This window comes from Rhodococcus sp. OK302 (assembly GCF_002245895.1).
In the GTDB taxonomy this organism is placed as follows: domain Bacteria; phylum Actinomycetota; class Actinomycetes; order Mycobacteriales; family Mycobacteriaceae; genus Rhodococcus_F.
Genome location: NZ_NPJZ01000001.1, coordinates 366,302 through 389,612, shown reverse-complemented (window position 1 = coordinate 389,612; position 23,311 = coordinate 366,302). Strand labels below are relative to the sequence as shown.

Genomic DNA, 23,311 nt, shown 5'->3' with positions numbered 1-23,311 from the left:
CGATCGCGCCCGGTATGAAAGCCGTAGCGAGCTTCGGCTCGGTCTGACGTCGTCCAGTGTGGCAAGTCCGTCAGAGAAATCCTCGTCCGTTGATACGGGTGTGGCCCCGCCGGAATTCCGGCGGGGCCACACTCATGTTGCTGGTATTGCTAGTTTCAGCGGACAGTTATTCAGGATCCGAAGATGTTTCCCAAGGATCCGAAGATGTTCCCCAGCGAACCGCCGGTGTCGGGTGCGTCAGTGACTGCGACCGTGCGGATCTCGGAGGTTGAGATGACGTCACCTGTGGCGTCACTGTGAACCGCGGTGATATTGCTGGTGCCGGCGCTCTGGAAGGTGTGCTTGAGCGTCGCCTTGCCGTTGACCACTGTGACCGGACTACCGATCTTGTTGGCGCCGTCCATGAACTGGATGGTGTCACCGGCCGAGGCCTCGGAGACGTTCGCGACCAGTTCTACTTCGACTCCCGTTGTTGCGGTGGCCGGAGCTGTCACTGTGGTGGTGTTGCCGGCGTTGGGCGGGGTGACCATCACGTTGTGTGCGACCGAGGTGGACGCCTGGTGCTCACCGAGACCGGCGAACACGGCGGTGATGTTGTGGTTGCCGGCAGCCAACGGTGCGGTGATGGAGGCGTTGCCCTGGGTGTCGAGGTCGACGAGGCCACCGAGGTTGGTGGTGCCGTCCTTGAACTGCACCTTGGCTCCGAGGGCCGGAGCGGGTGAAACATTAGCGTGCAGTACGACATTCGAACCGACGACGCCGGTGGTGTCACCGGTGACCGTTGTGGTGGTGGTGACGTTAGCCGCGGTGACCGTCACGTTGTGTGCCGTCGAGGTGGAGGTTACGAAGCCGGGTGCGCCGGAGTAGACGGCGGTGATGCTCTGGCCGCCGGCCGTGGTGAACTTCGTGGTGAGCGTGCCCTTGCCGTCGGTGCCGAGGGTGACCGGGGTGCCGATGTCGGTGGTGCCGTTCTTGAACTGGACGGTGCCGCCGGTCGGGGTCGGGGAGACCGTAGCTTCGAGAAGCACATCCGCGTTTGCGACGGCGGTTGCCGGTCCGGTCACGACGGTGGTGGTGTTGACGTTGGCCGGGGACATCGTGACGGTGTGTGCGATCGAGGTCGAGCCCTGGTATTCGCCGACGCCGGAGTAGGCGGCGGTGATGGTGCGGGTGCCGACAGCGAGCGGGGTGGTGAGGGTGACTTCGCCGGTCGGGCCGACTGGGAGGGCTGCGCCGAGGTTGGTGGCGCCGTCCTTGAACTGGACGGTGCCGCCGCCGGCGGTGGGGCCGTCGGTGACGTTGGCGGTCAGGGTGACGTCGGTGCCGACGGTTCCGGTGGTGTCACCGGTGATGGTGGTGGTGGTGTCGATGTTGGCCGGGGACATTTCGACGGTGTGTGCGATCGAGGTCGAGCCCTGGTATTCGCCGACGCCGGAGTAGGCGGCGGTGATGGTGCGGGTGCCGACAGCGAGCGGGGTGGTGAGGGTGACTTCGCCGGTCGGGCCGACTGGGAGGGCTGCGCCGAGGTTGGTGGCGCCGTCCTTGAACTGGACGGTGCCGCCGCCGGCGGTGGGGCCGTCGGTGACGTTGGCGGTCAGGGTGACGTCGGTGCCGACGGTTCCGGTTGCCGGTCCGGTGACGGTGATGCTGGTGTCGATGTTGGCCGGGGACATTTCGACGGTGTGTGCGATCGAGGTCGAGCCCTGGTATTCGCCGACGCCGGAGTAGGCGGCGGTGATGGTGCGGGTGCCGACAGCGAGCGGGGTGGTGAGGGTGACTTCGCCGGTCGGGCCGACTGGGAGGGCTGCGCCGAGGTTGGTGGCGCCGTCCTTGAACTGGACGGTGCCGCCGCCGGCGGCGGGGCCGTCGGTGACGTTGGCGGTCAGGGTGACGTCGGTGCCGACGGTTCCGGTTGCCGGTCCGGTGACGGTGATGCTGGTGTCGATGTTGGCCGGGGACATTTCGACGGTGTGTGCGATCGAGGTCGAGCCCTGGTATTCGCCGACGCCGGAGTAGGCGGCGGTGATGGTGCGGGTGCCGACAGCGAGCGGGGTGGTGAGGGTGACTTCGCCGGTCGGGCCGACTAGGAGGGCTGCGCCGAGGTTGGTGGCGCCGTCCTTGAACTGGACGGTGCCGCCGCCGGCGGCGGGGCCGTCGGTGACGTTGGCGGTCAGGGTGACGTCGGTGCCGACGGTTCCGGTTGCCGGTCCGGTGACGGTGATGCTGGTGGCGACGTTCGCCGGGGTGACCGTCACGTTGTGCGCGGCCGAGGTCGAGCCCTGGTGCTCGTTGAATCCGGCGAACACTGCGGTGATGGCGTGGTCGCCGGCCGCCAGCGGTGCGGTGATGGAGGCGTTGCCCTGGGCGTCGAGGTCGACGAGGCCACCGATGTTGGTGGCGCCGTCCTTGAACTGCACCTTCGCGCCGAGAGCCGGAGCCGGTGAAACATGTGCGCTCAGTGCCACATCCGAACCGACGACGCCGGTGGCGTCACCGGTGACCGTGGTGTCGGTGGCGACGTTCGCCGGGGTGACCGTCACGTTGTGCGCGGCCGAGGTCGAGCCCTGGTGCTCGTTGAATCCGGCGAACACTGCGGTGATGGCGTGGTCGCCGGCCGCCAGCGGTGCGGTGATGGAGGCGTTGCCCTGGGCGTCGAGGTCGACGAGGCCACCGATGTTGGTGGCGCCGTCCTTGAACTGCACCTTCGCGCCGAGAGCCGGAGCCGGTGAAACATGTGCGCTCAGTGCCACATCCGAACCGACGACGCCGGTGGCGTCACCGGTGACCGTGGTGTCGGTGGCGACGTTCGCCGGGGTGACCGTCACGTTGTGCGCGGCCGAGGTCGAGCCCTGGTGCTCGTTGAATCCGGCGAACACTGCGGTGATGGCGTGGTCGCCGGCCGCCAGCGGTGCGGTGATGGAGGCGTTGCCCTGGGCGTCGAGGTCGACGAGGCCACCGATGTTGGTGGCGCCGTCCTTGAACTGCACCTTCGCGCCGAGAGCCGGAGCCGGTGAAACATGTGCGCTCAGTGCCACATCCGAACCGACGACGCCGGTGGCGTCACCGGTGACCGTGGTGTCGGTGGCGACGTTCGCCGGGGTGACCGTCACGTTGTGCGCGGCCGAGGTCGAGCCCTGGTGCTCGTTGAATCCGGCGAACACTGCGGTGATGGCGTGGTCGCCGGCCGCCAGCGGTGCGGTGATGGAGGCGTTGCCCTGGGCGTCGAGGTCGACGAGGCCACCGATGTTGGTGGCGCCGTCCTTGAACTGCACCTTCGCGCCGAGAGCCGGAGCCGGTGAAACATGTGCGCTCAGTGCCACATCCGAACCGACGACGCCGGTGGCGTCACCGGTGACCGTGGTGTCGGTGGCGACGTTCGCCGGGGTGACCGTCACGTTGTGCGCGGCCGAGGTCGAGCCCTGGTGCTCGTTGAATCCGGCGAACACTGCGGTGATGGCGTGGTCGCCGGCCGCCAGCGGTGCGGTGATGGAGGCGTTGCCCTGGGCGTCGAGGTCGACGAGGCCGCCGATGTTGGTGGCGCCGTCCTTGAACTGCACCTTCGCGCCGAGAGCCGGAGCCGGTGAAACATGTGCGCTCAGTGCCACATCCGAACCGACGACGCCGGTGGCGTCACCGGTGACCGTGGTGTCGGTGGCGACGTTCGCCGGGGACATCTCGACTGTGTGTGTGCCCGTGGACGTCTGGTATTCGCCGACGCCGGAGTAGACGGCGGTGATGTTGCGGGTGCCGACAGCGAGCGGGGTGGTGATGGAGACCTCGCCGGTCGGGCCGACGGGGAGGGCTGCGCCGAGGAGGGTGGCGCCGTCCTTGAACTGGACGCTGCCGCCGCCGGCGGTGGGGCCGCCGGTGACGTGTGCGGTCAGGGTGACGTCGGTGCCGACGGTTCCGGTGGTGTCACCGGTGATGGTGGTGGTGGTGTCGACGTTGGCCGGGGACATCTCGACTGTGTGTGTGCCCGTGGACGTCTGGTATTCGCCGACGCCGGAGTAGACGGCGGTGATGGTGCGGGTGCCGACAGCGAGCGGGGTGGTGATGGAGACCTCGCCGGTCGGGCCGACGGGGAGGGCTGCGCCGAGGAGGGTGGCGCCGTCCTTGAACTGGACGCTGCCGCCGCCGGCGGTGGGGCCGCCGGTGACGTGTGCGGTCAGGGTGACGTCGGTGCCGACGGTTCCGGTGGTGTCACCGGTGATGGTGGTGGTGGTGTCGACGTTGGCCGGGGACATCTCGACTGTGTGTGTGCCCGTGGACGTCTGGTATTCGCCGACGCCGGAGTAGACGGCGGTGATGGTGCGGGTGCCGACAGCGAGCGGGGTGGTGATGGAGACCTCGCCGGTCGGGCCGACGGGGAGGGCTGCGCCGAGGAGGGTGGCGCCGTCCTTGAACTGGACGCTGCCGCCGCCGGCGGTGGGGCCGCCGGTGACGTGTGCGGTCAGGGTGACGTCGGTGCCGACGGTTCCGGTGGTGTCACCGGTGATGGTGGTGGTGGTGTCGACGTTGGCCGGGGACACCGTGATGCTGCTTGGGTTCGACGTCGAGGTCAGGAACTGAGCCGAACCGGCGTAGACCGCGGTGATGTTGCGGGTGCCCGTCGCGAACTGCTGGGTGAGGGAGCCCTTGCCCTGGGCGTCGAGGGTGACGGGGCCACCGATGTTGGTGCCGCCGTCCTTGAACTGGACGGTTCCGCCGGTCGGAATCGGTGAAACCTGCACGCCGAGAGTGACATCGGTGCCGGCGACGGCGTCGGCCGGGCCGGTCACCGTGGTTGTGGTGGTGACGTCAGCCGGGGTGACCGTGACGTTCTGCACTGCCGAGACCGACTGGTTCGCGAGCGCCGTACCGAGGAACCTCGCGGTCAGGGCATGCGCGCCCGCAGTGGTCGGGGTCCAGGCGGTGGTGACGTTGCCGGCGGCGCCGAGGTTGCCCTGGCCGATCTTGGTGGCGCCGTCGTAGAACTCGACGGGGTTGCCCGTTGCGCTGCCGCCGCCGGTGACGTTGGCGGTTAGGGTAGTCGACTGGCCGATCTTGGCGCCGGTGACGGGGGAGAGGGTGGTGGTGGGGTTGCCTTTGCCGGCGGTGATGTTGGGGCCGCCGAACCCGTAGTAGCCGGCGCCGCGGTCGCCGCCGTAGTCCATGCCGGTCTGCAAGGTGGTGCCGAGGGCGCAGTTGGCGCCGACTATGTAGTCCACGCTGTAGGAGGGGTTGTTGGTGCCCGGTGCGTTGACCAAGGTGAGCCCGCTGACGGCGACGGTGCCGGAGGGCGGTGTGCCACCGCGGTTGGGGTTGACTGCGGGAGTGACCGGGTTGCCGTTGATCTTGGCGGAGCCGGGGACATAGGTCAGGCAGGGCGGGTTCACATCCGTGGCCCAGTTGATGGTTTCTGTGACGTTGTCGGTGCGTCGCCATTTGGTGGTGACGTTGATGGTTTCGCCGACGCCAGGGGTGCCGTTGCTGATGGTGCGGTTGAAGCTGGTTTTTCCGTCGGCCCAGTCGCGCACGATGGGGGCGGCGTCGGCGACGCTGGTGCCGAAGACGGTCAGTGTGCCTATCGCAAGCGCGGTGGCCGCGCCGGCGGCGACGCCGCGTCGTGATACTCGATACATCATGGACGTTCCTCTGATCCTGTGAACTTGTGGGCGGTGCTCTGGGCCATGCTTCCCTCTCATCGAAGGTTTCGGACGTTTGTCCAACTTGACAACACGGACAAAAGTAACGCATTGCGGCGTTGATATCAGGGGAATTGTCAGATACGGAAGTATTTGAAGTAATTTCCCCGATCCGGGGGCTGATTTACCGCGCTCAGAGCGCACCGTAATCCCGTCTGAGCTGCGTTCCTGTCCTGTCAGTGGAGCCTTTGCGCGACGGGGAGGGTGATCACGAAATGATTCCTGGGCTTCATTTCATTTGCCTTGACAACGAAATTTTTTGGATCCGAATAATTCTTGCTTCCCGAATTACCTGACAAACGAATATGAATTCGCTTTACGACAAATTCGGGTGTGGCCCCTGCCGATGTTCGGCAGGGGCCACACCCGGAGTGCGTCAGGTGGTACGTGGGATCAGGATCCGAAGATGTTTCCCAGGGATCCGAAGATGTTCCCCAGCGAACCGAGGCTGCCTGTGTTACCGCCGCCGGGGGTGTCGGTGACTGTGACCGTGCGGATCTCGGAGGTCGAGATGGCCTGACCTGTGGCGTCGCTGTAGATCGCGGTGATGTTGTGGGTGTCGGCGCTCGTGAAGATGTGCTTGAGCGTTGCCTTGCCGTTGACCACTGCGACCGGATCACCGATCTTCTTGTTGCCGTCCATGAACTGGACGGTTCCTCCGGTCGAGGCCGGGGAGATGGTCGCGTCGAGATTTACTTCGACTCCTGTTGTTGCCGTGGCCGGAACCTTGATGACCGTGGTGGTGGTTTCGGCCGGAGTCGCGGTCACGGTGATGGTGTGCGGTGTGGAGGTGGAGGTGAGGAAGCCGGTGGTGCCTTCGTAGACGGCGGTGATGCTTTGGGCGCCGGTGGTGGCGAACTTGGTAGTGAGCGTGCCCTTGCCCTGGCCGTCGAGGGTGACGGGGTTACCGATGTTGGTGGTGCCGTTCTTGAACTGGACGGTGCCGCCGGTGGGGACGGGTGAAACCTGCACGCCGAGAGTGACATCCGTGTTTTCGACTGCGGTGGCCGGTCCGGTCACGGTCGTGGTGGTGTCCTGGTCGGTGGCGACGGGGGCCGAGACCTCGACGCTATGCGCGACCGAGGTAGAGGTCAGGAAGCCGGTGGTGCCTTCGTAGACCGCGGTGATGCTTTGGGCGCCGGTGGTGGCGAACTTGGTAGTGATCGAACCCTTGCCCTGGCCGTCGAGGGTGACGGGGTTACCGATGTTGGTGGTGCCGTTCTTGAACTGGACGGTGCCGCCGGTGGGGACGGGCGAAACCTGCACGCCGAGAGTGACATCCGTGTTTTCGACTGCGGTGGCCGGTCCGGTCACGGTCGTGGTGGTGTCCTGGTCGGTGGCGACGGGGGCCGAGACCTCGACGCTATGCGCGACCGAGGTAGAGGTCAGGAAGCCTGTGGTGCCTTCGTAGACGGCGGTGATGCTTTGGGCGCCGGTGGTGGCGAACTTGGTGGTGAGCGTGCCCTTGCCCTGGCCGTCGAGGGTGACGGGGTTACCGATGTTGGTGGTGCCGTTCTTGAACTGGACGGTGCCGCCGGTGGGGACGGGTGAAACCTGCACGCCGAGAGTGACATCCGTGTTTTCGACTGCGGTGGCCGGTCCAGTCACGGTCGTGGTGGTGTCCTGGTCGGTGGCGACGGGGGCCGAGACCTCGACGCTATGCGCGACCGAGGTAGAGGTCAGGAAGCCGGTGGTGCCTTCGTAGACCGCGGTGATGCTTTGGGCGCCGGTGGTGGCGAACTTGGTGGTGAGCGTGCCCTTGCCCTGGCCGTCGAGGGTGACGGGGTTACCGATGTTGGTGGTGCCGTTCTTGAACTGGACGGTGCCGCCGGTGGGGACGGGTGAAACCTGCACGTTCAGAACAGCATCCGTGTCGGTGACTGCGGTGGTGTCACCGGTGATTGTGGTGATGGTGGCGACGTTGGCGGGGGTGACCGTCACGTTGTGCGGTGCTGTGGAGGTCGAGGGCTGGTATTCACCGACACCGGTGAACACTGCGGTGATGGCGTGGGTGCCGGCAGCGAGCGGCACCGTGGTGGCGGCGTTGCCGTGGGCGTCGAGGTCGACGAGGCCACCGATGTTAGTAGCGCCGTCCTTGAACTGGACGGTACCGCCCAGTGAGGGAGCGGGTGAAACCTTCGCGCTCAGTGCGACGTTGGTGCCGACGACACCGGTCGCGTCACCGGAGACGGTGGTGGTGGTGGTGACATCAGCGGGGGATACGGTCACGTTCTGCGCTGCCGAGACGGATTCGGTGGCTTTGGTGGTGCCGAGGAACTTCGCGGTCACGCTGTGTGCGCCCAGTGCCGGCGACCAGGCGAACGTCGCCTTGCCGGCGGCCAGTGTGCCCTGGCCGAGTTTGGTTGTACCGTCGTAGAATTCGACGATGTCTCCGTCAATGCCGCCGGTGACGGTTGCGTTCAGCGGCACAGTTTGGTCCACCTTTACGCCGGCGGGGACTGTGGCTAAGACGGTGGTTGAGGTGTTCTTGGCGACCTTGATCGACGGGCCTTTGGTGGGGTAGCTGCCGGGTCCGCGTGAGCCGCTGTAGGACATGCCGGTAGCCAGGGTGGTGTCGCGGTCGCAGTTGTAGCCGACCTTGTACTGGATGCTCAGGATCGGGGTTTCGACGCCCTTCTTGGCGGTCGGCTGGTAGCCGAGGCCGACGAAGTCGACGGCAGTGAAGTCTGCGGCGGTTTGGACGTAGGGCTCGATGGTGTGGACGCCGGCGTTGTCGGTGACTTTGGCGGAGCCCGGGACGTAGGCCAGGCAGGTCGAGTGGTAGTCCTTCACCGAATTGAGCTTTTCCCAGTTGGCGTCGGTGCGGGTCCACTTGGTGGTGACGGTGATGGTGTCGTCGCCGGTGGGGGTGACGTTGTCGATGGTGCGGGTGAAGGTGCTGTATTGGTCGGACCAGGTGAGTTCGCCTGGTGCCGCAGCTGCCATTCCGGTGCCGATGGTGACTGCGAATCCGGCGGCCACGGCGAATGCCGCCAGGCTTCCGATTGTGCGACGGGTGTTGCTCTGCGTCATGGTTCCCTTTCTTGGGACGCCTCGGCAACAGCCCTGAAAGAGCGGTCTAGACGAGCGTCCAGTTCCATTTATTGGATTAAGGTAGCGCAATCGGTCAGCTAATGCGGTCGAATTGCGGTAATTGGGGTGAGTGGGGCATTTGCGATGGGGTATGAGCTCGGCCGGGGTTGGGTGAAGTTTGGTCGTCTTCGTTGGCGTGTAGACGGGTGTGGCCCCTGCTGAAATTCGGCAGGGGCCACACGCGTTAGTGCGTCATATCGCTGGTTCAGCGGAGGGGTATTCAGGATCCGAAGATGTTTCCCAGGGATCCGAGGATAGTCCCCAGCGAACCGCCGGCACTGCCGGTATCGCCGCCGCCGCCGGTGCCGTCCTCCCTTGTCACGGATACTTTCTGTGCTGTCGAGACCGACTCGTTGACCTTCGTCGTGCTCAGGAACTTCGCGGTCAGGCTGTGCACACCGTTGGTGGTAGGTGTCCACGAGAACGTCGCCTTGCCGGCGGCCAGTGCGCCTTGGCCGAGTTTGGTTGTGCCGTCGTAGAATTCGACGATGTCGCCGTCGGTGCCGCCGGTCACGGTGGCGTTCAGCGGAACCGTTTGGTCCACCTTTGTGCCCGCAGGAACCGTATCCAGCGTCGTGGTCGAGGTGTTCTTTGCGACCGTGATCGACGGGCCCTTGTTCAGGTAGGTGCCGGGGCCGCGTGAGCCGCTGTAGGACATTCCGGTGTTCTGGGTGACGTCGCGGGCACAGTCGTTCCCGACCTTGTACTGGATGCTCAGGATCGGGGTTTCGACGCCCTTCTTGGCGGTTGGCTGGTAGCCGAGGGTGACGAAGTCGACGGCAGTGAAGTCTGCGGCTGTCTGGACGTAGGGCTCGATGGCGTGGACGCCGGCGTTGTCGGTGACTTTGGCGGAGCCCGGGACGTAGGTCAGGCAGGTCGGGTGAAAATCCTTCACCGAATTGAGCTTTTCCCAGTTGGCGTCGGTGCGGGTCCATTTGGTGGTGACGGTGATGGTGTCGTCGCCGGTGGGGGTGACGTTGTCGATGGTGCGGGTGAAGGTGCTGTATTGGTCGGACCAGGTGAGTTCGCCTGGTGCCGCAGCTGCAATTCCGCTGCCGATCGTGACTGCGAATCCGGCGGCCACGGCAAATGCGCTGAGGCTTCCGATTGTGCGAAGGGTGGTGCTCTTCTTCATGGTTCCCTTTCTTGGGGCGCCTCGGCAACGGCCTACGCGAGCGCCTTAGACGAGCGTCCAGTTAATCGATCGGGATCACGGTAGCGCAATCGATCAGCAATTACGGTCGAATTGCGACAATTGGGGTGAGCGGGGCATTGGCGATGGGGTATGTGCCCGGCCGGGGTTGGGTGAAGCTTGGTCGTCTTCGTTGGCGTGTAGACGGGTGTGGCCCCTGCTGAAATTCGGCAGGGGCCACACGCGTTAGTGCGTCATATCGCTGGTTTCAGCGGAGGGATATTCAGGATCCGAAGATGTTTCCAAGTGATCCCAGGCTGCCGCCACCGGTGCCGGGGGTGTCGGTGACTGTGACCGTGCGTGATTCTGCGGTCGAGCCCAGGTGTCCCGTCTCACCGCTGTAGACCGCGGTGATGTGGCGGTCGCCGACGTTCGGGAAGGCGTACGAGAGGGTTGCTTTTCCGTCGACCACGGTGACTGGCACACCGATCGCCGTGGCGCCGTCCATGAACTGCACTGTGCCGCCGGCCAGGGTCGGAGAAACGATCGCGACCAGGTCTACTGCCGTTCCCTTCGTTGCGGTGGAGGGCACGGTCAGTGCAGTGGTGGTGGCCTCGTCGGTGGAGGATGGATCCGTCACCACGAGCGCGCCGGACTGCGAGACCGACGTCAGGTATCCGGCTGCGCCGGTGAACTCGGCGGTGATGTTGTGCGTTCCTGCGCTGGCGAAGGTGTGGAGTACGTTCGCCTCACCGCCGATCACGTTCGCGGTGCCGATCGACGTGCTGCCGTCTTTGAAGGTGACCTGTCCACCCGACGGAATCAGGTCACCGTTCGGCGCCTTCACTGCAGCCCATAGATTAACGGCCACACCGGTTTTCACGTTGTTTGGAAGGGTCAGGGTCGTGGTCGTCACGGAATCGGCCTGAGCCGGCGTTGTCACAGTTACGGTGTGCGCCGCGGAGGTGGAGGTAAGGAACTGGGCTGAACCGGCGTATACCGCGGTGATGCTGTGAGTGCCCGCCGCCAACTTCTGTGTGATGGAGCCCTGGCCGGCGGAGTCAAGGGCGACGGCGGTGCCGAGATCAGTGGCGCCGTCCTTGAACTGGACGGTTCCACCGGTCGGAGCCGGTGACACCTGCACGTTCAGAGTGATATCCGTGCCTGCGACCGCGTCGGCCGGGCCGGTCACTGACGTGGTGGTGGTGACGTCGGCAGGGGCGACCGGGACGTTCTGTGCTGTCGAGACCGACTCGTTGGCCTTCGTCGTGCCCAGGAACTTCGCTGTCAGGCTGTGCACACCGTTGGTGGTGGGCGTCCACGAGAACGTCGTCTTGCCGGCGGCCAATGCGCCCTGGCCGATCTTCGTTGTGCCGTCGTAGAATTCGACGATGTCGCCGTCGGCGCCGCCGGTCACGGTGGCGTTCAGCGGAACCGTTTGGTCCACCTTTGTGTCCGCAGGAACCGTATCCAGCGTCGTGGTCGAGGTGTTCTTTGCGACCGTGATCGACGGGCCCTTGTTCAAGTAGGTGCCGGGGCCGCGGGAGCCGTTGTAGGCCATTCCGGTGTTCTGGGCAACGTCGCGGTCGCAGTCGTAGCCGACCTTGTACTGGATGCTCAGGATCGGGGTCTCGACGCCCTTCTTGGCGGTCGGCTGGTAGCCGAGGCTGGTGAAGTCGACGGCTGTGAAGTCGGCAGCGGGCTGGACGTAGGGCTCGATGGTGTGGACGCCGGCGTTGTCGGTGACCTTGGCGGAGCCGGGGACGTAGGTCAGGCAGGTCGGGTGGAAGTCCTTCACCCAATTGAGCTTTTCCCAGTTGGCGTCGGTGCGGGTCCATTTGGTGGTGACGGTGACGGTGTCGTCGCCGGTGGGAGCGGCGTTGTCGATGGTGCGGGTGAAGGTGCTGTATTGGTCGGTCCAGGTGATTTCGCCCGGTGCGGCACTTGCCATTCCGGTGCCGATGGTGACCGCGAATCCGGCGGCCACGGCGAATGCGCTCAGGCTTCCGATTGTGCGAAGGGTGTTGCTCTGCGTCATGGTTCCCTCTCTTGCGACGTCCAGGCAACAGCCCTCAAAGAGCGGTCTAGACGAGCGTCCAGTTAATCGATCGGGCTCACGGTAGCGCAATCGGTCAGCAATGTCGGTCGAATTGCGGTAATTGGGGCTTACGGTGAAGTTTGATCAACCTCATTGCCGTGTAGATCGAGTGTGGCCTCCGCCGGAATTCCGGCGGAGGCCACACTCAGATCGCTGGTTTCAGCGGATAGTTCTTCAGGATCCGAAGATGCTTCCCAAGGAGCCGAAAATGTTCCCCAGCGAACCGCCGGTGTCTCCGCCACCGGTTCCGGGGGCGTCGACGACTGTGACGGTGCTGACCTCGGAGGTCGAGGTGAGGTGGCCCGTGATGCCGCTGTAGATCGCGGTGACATGGCTGGTGCCGGCATTCGGGAAGGCGTAATTGAGTGTTGCCTTGCCGTCGACCACTGAGGCCGGTTGGCCGAGCTTTGTGTTGCCGTCCATGAACTGGACGGTTCCACCAGTCGGGGTCGGGGAGATGGTCGCGACGAGGTTCACCGCGACGCCTGTCGTTGCAGTTGCGGGCACGGTCAACACTGCGGTGGTGGCCACGTCGATGTCGGAGGCCACGAGGACGTTCTGTGCTGTCGAGACCGACTCGTTGGCCTTCGTCGTGCCCAGGAACTTCGCTGTCAGGCTGTGCACACCGTTGGTGGTGGGCGTCCACGAGAACGTCGTCTTGCCGGCGGCCAATGCGCCCTGTCCGATCTTCGTTGTGCCGTCGTAGAATTCGACGATGTCGCCGTCGGCGCCGCCGGTCACGGTGGCGTTCAGCGGAACCGTTTGGTCCACCTTTGTGTCCGCAGGAACCGTATCCAGCGTCGTGGTCGAGGTGTTCTTTGCGACCGTGATCGACGGGCCCTTGTTCAGGTAGGTGCCGGGGCCGCGGGAGCCGTTGTAGGCCATTCCGGTGTTCTGGGCAACGTCGCGGTCGCAGTCGTAGCCGACCTTGTACTGGATGCTCAGGATCGGGGTCTCGACGCCCTTCTTGGCGGTCGGCTGGTAGCCGAGGCTGGTGAAGTCCACGGCAGTGTAGTCGGCGGCCTGCTCGACGTAGGGCTCGATGGTGTGGACGCCGGCGTTGTCGGTGACCTTGGCGGAGCCGGGGACGTAGGTCAGGCAGGTCGGGTGGAAGTCCTTCACCCAATTGAGCTTTTCCCAGTTGGCGTCGGTGCGGGTCCACTTGGTGGTGACGGTGACGGTGTCGTCGCCGGTGGGAGTGGCGTTGTCGATGGTGCGGGTGAAGGTGCTGTATTGGTCGGTCCAGGTGATTTCGCCCGGTGCGGCACTTGCCATTCCGGTGCCGATGGTGACCGCGAATCCGGCGGCCACGGCGAATGCGCTCAGGCTTCCGATTGTGCGAAGGGTGTTGCTCTGCGTCATGGTTCCCTCTCTTGCGACGTCCAGGCAACAGCCCTCAAAGAGCGGTCTAGACGAGCGTCCAGTTAATCGATCGGGCTCACGGTAGCGCAATCGGTCAGCAATGTCGGTCGAATTGCGGTAATTAGGCGAATGGGGCGGTTTGGGCGTGACGGGTGGTGCGGATGTCAAGACCCGAAGATATTGCCGAACAGGCTGCCGACGTTCCCGACGCTGCCACCCGAATTACCCGGATCGGGGTCGCCGGGGACGGTCAGTGTCTGTGGCGCCGATGCAGAGTCGATGAAGCCGTTTCCCCCAACGAACTCCGCCGTAACACTGAATGTGCCCGAGGCTGCGAACATGGTTGCCAGCGTTGCGATTCCGTTCAGGACGGTGACCGGACCGCTGAGCGGGGTGTCGCCGAGCTTGAATTGGATCGCGCCGATTGCGGTGGCCGGATCGACCGTTGCCTTCAATGTTGCAGCGGCATCCTTGGCGATGGTGCCGACCGGGTCGAGCGTGGTGGTGGTCCGGGCGTCGGTCGGGGACGAGGTGGTGACGTTGACCGGGAAGGCCGGTGCGACTGAGGATTCGGCACCGGTGGCACCGGAGTAGCGGGCGACCACGTTGTGGGCGCCGGCAGTGGTGAAGGTGTACGACGCGACTGCGACACCGTCGGTGCCCACGGTGCCGGTCACCGAGGCGCCCCCGTCGATGGTGAATTCGACGGAGCCACCCCGAACTGCAGGCGAGACTTTCGCGTGCAGGTTGACGTTCTGACCGGCGAACGCACTGCCCGGCGATGTCATTGCGGTGGTGGTGTTTACGGTGCCCAGTTGGTAGACCGCGAGAACCGCCTTGTGGTCGGTCGGCCATGGCGTCGGCGAGGCGATGAAGTTGTCCTGGCTGGTCTCGGCTACTCGCTGGTTGCGCACGATGGTCGAGCGTGGCCCGACGACGCCGGTTTCCGTCAGTGAAAGTTTCGAAGTGCTGTCGGTAAAGATGTAGTCGATGCGGTCGCGCTCGTCAGCGTCTGGTGCCCAGGTGAGTTGCGACGTTGGTTTGGCCGGGTTGTCCGAGGGCCAGGTGAAGCCCGGGTGGGTCACCGGATCCGGGTACTGGCTGCGGTAGGCGTCGAGGAAACCGGCCGCTTCGAGCCGCCGGGTGGTCTCCCAGGGAAGAACGACTCCGTTGTGGTCGAACAGGTTCTTGGCGGCGTCGGTCCAGTCGAGGTGTGACGGTTCGTTGAAGTCGCCGCCCAGGATGATCGATCGTCCCTTGGCCTGTTCGAGTGCCGCGTCGTTGATGAAATTCGTAATAGCTTCCGGGCGGCCGGAATTCATGTTGTTAAGCTGAATCTTTTCGACGTCGGTGACGGGTGCCGGCATCTTCTTGAAGCCGTATTGGGAGAATTCGCCCGAGTCGTTGCCCGCTCCGTATCCGCGGGGGAGATAGGTGGCATAGTACTTGTAGTTCAAATGCGCTGCATACGTGGCAATTTGGGTGCTGTCGACGGTGATGACGGTCTTGGTCATCGAGTTCAGGCTGGAAGATTCGGAGATCGGGAACTGCGAGAGGATACCGGTGTCGGACGTGGACGTCGCATAGAACTTCGTTCCGGCGTTGGTCAGTCTGTTCGCGATGGAGTTTGTTGCACTGCTGTTTGATTCCAGGAGCAGTACCACGTTGGCGCGGGTGGCGGTGATGACATCGGCGACCATCTGCAAGCCGCCCGATACACCAGTTCCGTTGAGCCAGGTGTTGATCGAGAGCACGCGAATCTCGGTGCCGGGGGCTGCCCCGGCGATGTGCGCTGTAGTGGTGCCCAGTGTCACTGCGCCCGCCGTGACCGCCATGGCCTTGAACATCTGTCGGCGAGTCAAACCCTTCATTGAAAAACCAACTTTCATTGCGCTGTGTGGATCAGGAGCCGAAGAGGTTGCCGAGGTTACCCAGATTGCCGAGGCTGCCGAAGATGCCGCCGGTGCCTGGGTTGGTACCCGGATCGGGGTCGCCCGGGACGGTGAGCGTTTGCGGCGTGGATGACGAGTCGACAAACCCTGCCGCGCCGATGAATTCCGCCGTCACGCTGAACGTGCCCGAGGCCGCGAACGTTGCGGGCAGCGTAGCGACGCCGTTCGAGACCGTCACCCGACCGCCCAGCGGAGTGTCGCCGATCTTGAACTGGACCTTGCCGTTGGCGTTGGCCGGGTTGACGGTGGCCTTCAGCGTGACCGGGGCGCCCTTGGCGACGGTGCCGATAGGGGCGAGCGTGGTCGTGGTCTGCACGTTCGCCGGCTGCACGACTGCGACGCTGATCGGGAACGTCGGCGCGAGCGAACCCGCAACGCCCTGGGTGCCGGAGTAGCGGGCGACCACACTGTGGGGGCCGGCGGTGGTGAACGTGTACGACGCGACCGCAGTGCCGTCGGTGCCCAATGGGCCGGTCACCTTGTCGTTGCCGTCGACGGTGAATTCGACAGTGCCGCCAAGAACTGCAGGGGAGACCGTTGCGTGCAGGTTGACGGCCTGGCCCACGAACGCGCTATCAGGCGCAGTCATCGTGGTAGTGGTGACGATGTTGTCGGTGCTTACGGTGATGGTCTTGATCTCGGAAGTGGATCCGAGGATGCCGGTCGTACCGGAGAACACGGCGGTGATTGTGTGGTCTCCGTTGGTGTCGAAGGTGTGCGTGATCGAGGCGGTGCCGTTCTCGACGGTTGCCGGGGCTCCGAGAGGTGTTGCGCCGTCGAGGAACTGGACGGTTCCGCCCGGTGCGGCGGGGGCGATGTTCGCGGTCAGGGTGACTGCGGCGCCTTTCTTGGCCGAGTCGGGAGCTTCGACGGTCGTGGTGGTGACGATGTTGTCGGTGCTTACGGTGATGGTCTTGATCTCGGAGGTGGATTCGAGGAAGCCTGTTGTGCCGGAGAACACGGCGGTGATCGCATGATCTCCGTTGGTGTCGAAGGTGCGCGTGATCGAGGCGGTGCCGTTCGTGACAGTCGCGGGGTCGCCGAGAGGTGTTGCGCCGTCGAGGAACTGGACTGTGCCGCCTGGTGCGGCGGGGGTGACGTTCGCGGTCAGGGTGACTGCGGCGCCCTTCTTGGCCGAGTCGGGAGCTTCGACGGTGGTGGTGGTCGTCGCGGCTCCGGTGTTGATCTGGTAGACCGAGAGCATTGCCTTGTGGTCGGTCGGCCACTGAGCCGGGGAGTAGATGAAGTTGTCCTGGCTGGTCTCGGCCACCCGCTGGTTGCGCACGATGGTCGAGCGCGGCCCGACGATGCCGGTTTCCGTCAGTGAAAGCTTGGAGGCGCTGTCGGTGAAGATGTAGTCGATGCGGTCGCGCTCGTCAGCGGCTGGTGCCCAACTGATATCCGATGGCGATTTGGCCGGGTTGTCCGAGGGCCAGGTGGCACCCGGGTGGGTCACCGGGTTCGGGTATTTGCTGCGGTAGGAGTCGATGAAGCCGGCCGCTTGGAGGCGTCGTGTGGTTTCCCAGGGGATGACGACGCCGTTGTGGTCGAACATGTTCTTGGTGCCGTCGGTCCAGTCCAGGGCTGACGGTTCGTTGAAGTCTCCGCCCAGGAGAATCGAGCGACCCTTGGATTGTTCTACTGCTGCATCGTTGATGAAACTCGTGATGGTTGCCGGTCGACCGGAATTGTTGTTGTTGAGCTGGATCTTTGCAAGGTCGGTGACGGGCCCTCCCGGCAACTTGTTCCAGCCGGAGAACTCGCCCGAGTCATTGCCTGCTCCGTATCCGCGGGGGAGATAGGTGGCGTAATACTTGTAGTTCAAATGCGCTGCATACGTGGCAATTTCAATGCCGCCGACGGTGATGATCGCCTTGGTCATCCAGCTCAGGCTAGTCGCCCCGGAGATTGGGAACTGCGAGATGATTCCGGTATCGGAGGTGGATGCCGCATAGAATTTTGTGCCGGCGTTGGTCAGTCTGGTCGCCACCGAGTTTGTTGCACTGTTGTTTGATTCCGTGAGGATTACGACGTTGGCGCGCGTGGCCGTGACGATATCGGCGACCATTTGCAAGCCGCCCGATACGCTTGTTCCGTTGAGCCAGGTGTTGATGGCGAGTACGCGAATCTCCGTGCCGGGGGCCGCTCCGGCGAGTTGTGCGGTGGTGGTACCCACTGTCACCGCGCCCGCCGCAGTTGCCATGGCCTTCAACATCTGTCGGCGTGTCAAAACATTCATCGAGAAACCAGCTTCCATCGTTTGCGCGAGAGTTACGGGGCGCGGGGCCGCGTTTACGGTCGGGTGTGGAGGTGCGGCGGACGGGAAGCTGGCGCCCAGGTTATTGCCGGCTGTCGCTGTTCCGCAGGGTGCGCCGTCGGCCTGGGCCGACGGCGCACCGTTGCTACTGAGGTTGTTGCTCTGGCCCGTGACTATTGAAGCGGCACGTGCCCGTGTTGATCAGGACCCGAAGATCCCTGACAGGCTGCCGAAGTCGATGCCCGGGCCCGGATCGGTACCGGCGGGAACCGTCAGTGTCTGCGGAGCAGACGCCGAGTCGATAAACCCTGCAGCGCCGATGAATTCAGCGGTGATGCTGAACTCACCCGAAGCCGCGAACGTGGTGGGCAGTGTCGCAACACCGTTCACCACGGCGACGGGAGCGCCGAGATTGACGTCACCCATCTTGAACTGGATCTTGCCGTTGGCGGTGGTCGGATCGACCGTCGCCTTCAGTGTGACCGAGCTGCCCTTGGTGATCGTGCCGACCGGGGCGAGCGTGGTGCTGGTCTGGACAGCTGCCGCCGGAGCGGTGGTGACGCTGACCGGGAACATCGGTGCGACAGAACCCCCGACGCCCTGGGTGCCGGAGTAGCGGGCGAGGACGCGGTGGGTGCCGGTGGTGGTGAACTTGTACGGCGCGACCGCGACGCCGTCCGTGCCGACCGTGCCGGAGACCGGGGTACCGCCGTCGACGGTGAACTCCACCGTGCCACCCTGGACTGCCGGGGTGACCTGGGCGTGCAGGTTGACTTCCTGGTCGACGAAGGCCAGTTCCGGGCTGGTCATCGCGAGCGTGGTGACGGTGTCCGCGGTGCTCACGTTGATGGTCTTGACCGCGGAGGTCGAGGTGATGAAGCCGGTGGTTCCGGAGAACGCGGCGGTGATGTCGTGGTTGCCGTCGGTGGTGAAGGTGTGCGTGATCGACGCGGTGCCGTTCGCTACGTCCACCGGTGCGCCGAGAGAGGTTGCGCCGTCGAAGAACTCGACGGTGCCGCCGGGTGCGGCCGGGGCGACGTTCGCGGTCAAGGTGACCTCGGCGCCGTTCTTGACTGCGCCGGGAGCGACGACGGTGGTGGTGGTCTGCGCATCGGCCGCGATGATGTTGGTCGTAACCAGTGCGCCTGCGCCGTTGTTGAGCGGTGCGCTTTCGGCATCACGTGGGGTGCACTGGGTCGGGGCCCACGCGGTGATGACCAGGGTTGCCTTCGGCAGGAACGTCAAGAAGTTCTTGTCGTTGGCCCAATTCCCGGCCTCGCCGCCGGTGCGCAACTTCATCTCGATCTTGCCCGACGCGCCGGCCTTGAGTCGTGCCTTGACCTGTGGCAACTGGAAGACGGTGTTCGTGCCGCTGGTGGCCACCGCCACGATGCCGCCCTCGGAGCTCTTACTGGTCTTGGGTCCGTTGCCGATAGTGTTGTTGTCGCCCGAGAGACGGATAATCTTGCCGGCAGGGTCGATATTGCCGTTTTCGTTGACACGCAGCACATTTGGCTTCACACCGCTGAGTCCGACGCCGGTGCCGTCCACGATCGCCCCGCTGATGAACTCAGCGTTCGCCGGGACGTCGACGTCGATCTTGACGCGCGAGATGCTCTTCACACTCGCGCCCGAGACCGAGTTGGGGACGGAGATCGGCGGCGGTGTGATGATGACGTCGAACTCCTCTCCGGCGTTGACCGACGCCGGGGCGTCCGCGACCACGGTGGCTTCCTGGCTCATGGCGGTCGGTCCGGCCACCGCGGACGGTGTTGCCAGACAGGAAGACAGGAATGTGTTGGAGACGGTTTCGGCCTGGGCGGGTACCCCGGCGAACATGGTGACGCAGGCGAGCGCTCCCACACCGATCGGTGTGACGAGTCGTTGAATCCTCTTCTTCTGCACGAATTCTCCTACAAATGAATGGAAAGTGTCGGGGTGCCCTTCCGGGATCCGGGGCGCAGCGTGCGCGCTCCGAATCTGGCTTCGGGCATGGAATTAGCTACCGAAAATGCCGGAAAGTGAACCCAAGCTGCCGGTTTCGGGACCGGGGGTGGTGGCGGTGGTGATGCCCACGACGGTGGGACCGGACACGGAGTCGTTCCAGCCGTCGCCGCCGACGAAGACTGCCGTGACGGTGTAGGTGCCTTCGGAGTCGAAGGTGTGGGTGCCGGTGGCGACACCGTTGACGACGGTGACGGGTGCGCCGATGAGGGTGTTGCCAACCTTGAACTGGATCGTTCCGTTGGCGGTCGACGGAGCGACGGTTGCCGTAAACGTCATCGGGGTACCGATATTGGAGTTCCCGGTGACGCTGAGGGCGGTGGTGGTGTCTTCTCGGTTGGGTTCGACTGCTTTGACGGTGACCGAGAATCCGGCCGAGGTGGAGTCGGTGAATCCGGGGGTTCCGAGGAACTTCGCGACCACGTTGGAGGTTCCGACAGTGTTGAAGGTGTGCGGAAGAACTGCGACTCCGTCGCCGGTGCCCACGTTGACCTTGCCGACGGAGATGTCGTCGACGATGAATTCGACCTCACCGGCGCTCGGGAACGGCATGACGGAGGCCGAGAGGTTGGTTGCGACGCCGACGGTTGCGGTGACCGGTTGGAGAACCGTTGTGGTGGTGCTGAAGTCGGCGTCGGTGATGGTCAGTGTGGTCGCTGCCGAGTCGGAGTTCTGGTAGAGACCGGTGCCGGTGAAGTGCGCGGTGAATGTGTGCGTGCTGGCCTCATCGAACTTGCGGGTGATCGAGGCCTGGCCGTTGACGACGGTGACAGGGTCCCCGACGTTGACGTCGCCGTCCTTGAACTGGACCTGGCCGGTTGCGGTGGCCGGGGTGACGTTGGTGGTGAGGGTGACGTCTGCGCCGACCACTGCGGTGGTGGGAGCGGTCAGTGCGGTCTGGGTGTCGATATTGGCCGGGGTTACCGAGACGGTCTGTGCAACCGAGGTCGACTCGTTGGCCGCCGTCGTTCCCAGGAACTTCGCGGTCAGGTCGTGCTGTCCCTCAGTGGGCGGGGTCCACGCGTATGTCGCTACACCCGCGGCGAGGTGGCCCTCACCGACTTTGTTTGCGCCCTCGTAGAATTCGACGGTGTTGCCGTCAGCGCCGCCGGCCACCGTCGCGCTCAGCGACACCGATTGGCCCAGCTGCACGGAGGACGGAGTCGCTGCGAGCGTCGTCGTCGTGTTGTTCTTGCCCACCGTGATGTTCGGACCCTTGCCGGGGTACGAACCTGCGCCGCGGCTACCGTCGTAGTTCATTCCCGTTGTCAGCGCGACGCCCTGCGCACAATCGAAGCCGACCTTGTAGGAAATACTGAACGTGGGCCAGACCGCCGGGGGGAGGAAGGGGTTTGTCGAGGTCGCCATGGGATTTCCCGTAAGCGTGACCGAGTCCGCGCCCGGCGTCACGCTGGACACAGTGCCGCCGTTATCGACGGACGCCGAGTCCGTGACATAGGTCAGGCATGCTGGATGTTGGTCTCGGAGCAGCGTGATCTTCTCTTCGCCCGAGAGATACTTCCGCTGGAACTGGATCGAAACAGTGATGGTCTCCCCGCCGGCGGGATTTACATTGCTGATGGTGCGGACGTAGGTACTGTTGCCGTCGGACCACGTCTGCGATCCCGCTGCTGCGCTTGCGATTCCGCCGCCTATCGTGACTGCCAATCCGGCGGCCAGTGCTATCGCGCTCAAGCCTCCGACTGCGCGAAGGGTGTTGCTCTGCATCATGGTTCCCTCTCTTCAGACGTCCAGGCAACAGCCCCAAAACGAGCACCCTAGACGAGCGTCCAGTTACATCGATCCGGCCCAAGGTAGCGCAGTCGAAATGGAATTACAGGCGAATTGCGGTAATTAGGGTGATCGGGGCCACAGTGGCGACGCCAGGCAGAAGTGGAGGGTTGAAACTTACCGAGATTGAATAGTTTTCCTCAGTAACGTCAACGGATCAGTCTCGTCACGTCGACCTCGGGGGCCGGCGCCCTCAGGGTTTACGAAGCGGCCTTCGTCCGAGCGGGTCCATTCGCGCACAGCCCAACGCTCTTTGATCGCCCAACGCCCGTTACGACGCTCCATGTGGTCGACGAACCGTGCGCCGCTGGTGAAGTTGATCATCCCGACACCTTCGGGGCCGCCCCAATGTGTGGACATCGAGTACGCCTCGCTGATCGCGAAGTCGCCGTGCAGTTCGACGAGATGATTTCCGATGTGGTGCATGGTGCCGCCGATGGCAGAGAGCTTCGGCGTCACCCACGCGATGTATTCGTCTACGTTGCCGTCGAATCCGGTGTGATGATCGATGGCGTCAGGGTGGTACGCGCTGCGGACGAGGGTGAAGTCGAGACGGTCGATGCCTCGGGCGTAGGTCAGGACTACTTCGCGGATTGCCTGCTTGTCCAGCAGATCTTGCACGGCCTGATCCATTTCACATCTCCTTGACGCTGATCATCCATTCGAGCAGTTCCGGTAATTCTTCAGCAGCACAGTCGAATACGGCAGGTCGGAAGACAACTACGGACGCGCCGCGGTCGGACCAATCGTGGGCTTTTTCCGCGGTGGCTGCGAGATCGATAGTTCCGCTATCGCGTCGAACCGGGCCGGCAGAAACCTGGATGCGGACACTCTGGGGATCGCGTCCGTGGGCTTCGAATGTAGTGCGCAGCAGCGCAACACTGTCCGTGAATGTCGGTAGGTCGGTGGGGTTGACGGTCCAACCGTCGGCGACGCGTGCGATGCGGTCGAAGTTCCGTTGACTGGGAGCGAATCCGAAGAGAACAGGCACGCGATCCTGCGTCGACAGCGGAATGCTGTGGTAGTTCTCGAAGGAGAAATCGCGACCCTGGAAGTTGGCGGGTGCCTGCGTCCAGAGTTCGCGGCAGGCCTCGACGGTTTCTTCCATGCGCCCGAACCTGGCGTCGAAAGGCATATTGGTGGCGGTGTATTCGGCCTCTTGCCAGCCGACTCCGAAGCCCATCGTCACGCGTCCGTCGGATAATGCGTCGAGGGTGGCGACCTGTTTTGCGAGCAGCGCCGGTGGCCGAACCGTTGCGATCAGGACCGATACTCCGAGTCGAGACCGTTCGGTGACTGCTGCGATCGAGGAAAGCAGTGAAATCGGCTCGTACCAAGGATGATCCAAGGGAAATGCGAAGCCGTGCTCGTCTACCCGTTCCGCATGAGCATCGCCATTGAATCCGATGTGATCACCCGTGCAGATCAAGTCGACGCCGACTTGATCTGCACGGGCGGCGAAGTCGAGAACCGGCCGGATCTTGCCGTCGAAGTGCGCTTCGAGGCCTAATATGTTGACGCCGATCTCCACGGTGAACCCTTTTCTGCCGAAGTTTGTTACCGAATTTCAGATCCGAGGCAATTCACACTCGTCGACGACGAACTGAATGATCTTGGTCTGATCCAGGAAGTTGGATTCGTCGGCCCGGATCAGGTTGCCTATCTCCGGTCGGGCGTGGGTTGCCAGCATGTCGCCGTATCCCGCCTTGTCGTGGAACCACATTTCGGTGATGACATCGAATTGTGGGTCGGGAGTGCCCTCGGCACGCAGAACCTGAGTCAGATCAGGGAAATTCCGTCGGTATTCGATGATCTGAGGAAAGGTTTTCGCAATCAGGGGAGCATGGTTGTTCTCGTAGTAGTCGATGAACTCTTCCCGTGTCAGTCCAGGCTTACGGGTGAGTAGCGCGATTGCTTTGAACATTGCCAGTCTCCTGA

Annotated in this window: 12 protein-coding genes; all 12 read right to left on the bottom strand. The window is 64.2% G+C overall.

The genetic code is table 11. From position 1 onward, the window contains the following. Window positions 1–170 precede the first annotated feature (170 nt). The 12 genes from BDB13_RS33485 to BDB13_RS01660 all read right to left on the bottom strand — a co-directional run bounded on the left by BDB13_RS33485 (window position 171) and on the right by BDB13_RS01660 (window position 23,297). Window positions 171–5,624 carry a beta strand repeat-containing protein gene (locus BDB13_RS33485; protein ID WP_176459503.1) on the bottom strand — a complete coding sequence of 1,818 codons (5,454 nt, stop codon included), beginning with the start codon at window positions 5,622–5,624 and terminating at the stop codon, window positions 171–173. Window positions 5,625–6,077: 453 nt separating this feature from the next. Beyond that, window positions 6,078–8,717 (bottom strand): Ig-like domain-containing protein, encoded by a 2,640-nt coding sequence (locus BDB13_RS01715; protein WP_094270128.1) that lies wholly within the window; start codon window positions 8,715–8,717, stop codon window positions 6,078–6,080. A 280-nt stretch (window positions 8,718–8,997) separates the two neighbouring features. Next, window positions 8,998–9,912 carry an Ig-like domain-containing protein gene (locus BDB13_RS01710; RefSeq protein ID WP_094270127.1) on the bottom strand — a complete coding sequence of 305 codons (915 nt, stop codon included), beginning with the start codon at window positions 9,910–9,912 and terminating at the stop codon, window positions 8,998–9,000. Window positions 9,913–10,192: 280 nt separating this feature from the next. Then, window positions 10,193–11,947 (bottom strand): Ig-like domain-containing protein, encoded by a 1,755-nt coding sequence (locus BDB13_RS01705; protein WP_094270126.1) that lies wholly within the window; start codon window positions 11,945–11,947, stop codon window positions 10,193–10,195. A 234-nt stretch (window positions 11,948–12,181) separates the two neighbouring features. Beyond that, a complete protein-coding gene (locus tag BDB13_RS01700; RefSeq protein WP_094270125.1) occupies window positions 12,182–13,369 on the bottom strand; it encodes an Ig-like domain-containing protein in 1,188 nt (395 codons plus the stop codon). 164 nt (window positions 13,370–13,533) lie between these two features. Beyond that, the gene (locus BDB13_RS32725) at window positions 13,534–15,240 is read right to left on the bottom strand and encodes an Ig-like domain repeat protein (protein ID WP_254922671.1); all 1,707 of its coding nucleotides are present in this window, start codon (window positions 15,238–15,240) and stop codon (window positions 13,534–13,536) included. Window positions 15,241–15,271: 31 nt separating this feature from the next. Then, the gene (locus BDB13_RS32720; RefSeq protein WP_254922670.1) at window positions 15,272–17,560 is read right to left on the bottom strand and encodes an Ig-like domain repeat protein; all 2,289 of its coding nucleotides are present in this window, start codon (window positions 17,558–17,560) and stop codon (window positions 15,272–15,274) included. Window positions 17,561–17,779: 219 nt separating this feature from the next. Further along, on the bottom strand, window positions 17,780–19,483 hold the full coding sequence (locus BDB13_RS01680) for an Ig-like domain-containing protein (protein WP_254922669.1): 1,704 nt from the start codon (window positions 19,481–19,483) through the stop codon (window positions 17,780–17,782). A gap of 93 nt (window positions 19,484–19,576) precedes the next feature. Next, the gene (locus tag BDB13_RS01675; protein ID WP_094270124.1) at window positions 19,577–21,313 is read right to left on the bottom strand and encodes an Ig-like domain-containing protein; all 1,737 of its coding nucleotides are present in this window, start codon (window positions 21,311–21,313) and stop codon (window positions 19,577–19,579) included. A gap of 177 nt (window positions 21,314–21,490) precedes the next feature. Further along, window positions 21,491–22,006, bottom strand: coding sequence for a nuclear transport factor 2 family protein (locus BDB13_RS01670; protein WP_094270123.1), 516 nt, complete (start codon window positions 22,004–22,006; stop codon window positions 21,491–21,493). Window position 22,007: 1 nt separating this feature from the next. Next, window positions 22,008–22,904: a TIGR03619 family F420-dependent LLM class oxidoreductase gene (locus BDB13_RS01665; RefSeq protein ID WP_094270122.1), complete on the bottom strand. Its 897-nt coding sequence runs from the start codon at window positions 22,902–22,904 to the stop codon at window positions 22,008–22,010. Between the two features lie 36 nt (window positions 22,905–22,940). Then, window positions 22,941–23,297, bottom strand: coding sequence for an EthD domain-containing protein (locus BDB13_RS01660; RefSeq protein WP_094270121.1), 357 nt, complete (start codon window positions 23,295–23,297; stop codon window positions 22,941–22,943). Window positions 23,298–23,311: the final 14 nt, after the last annotated feature.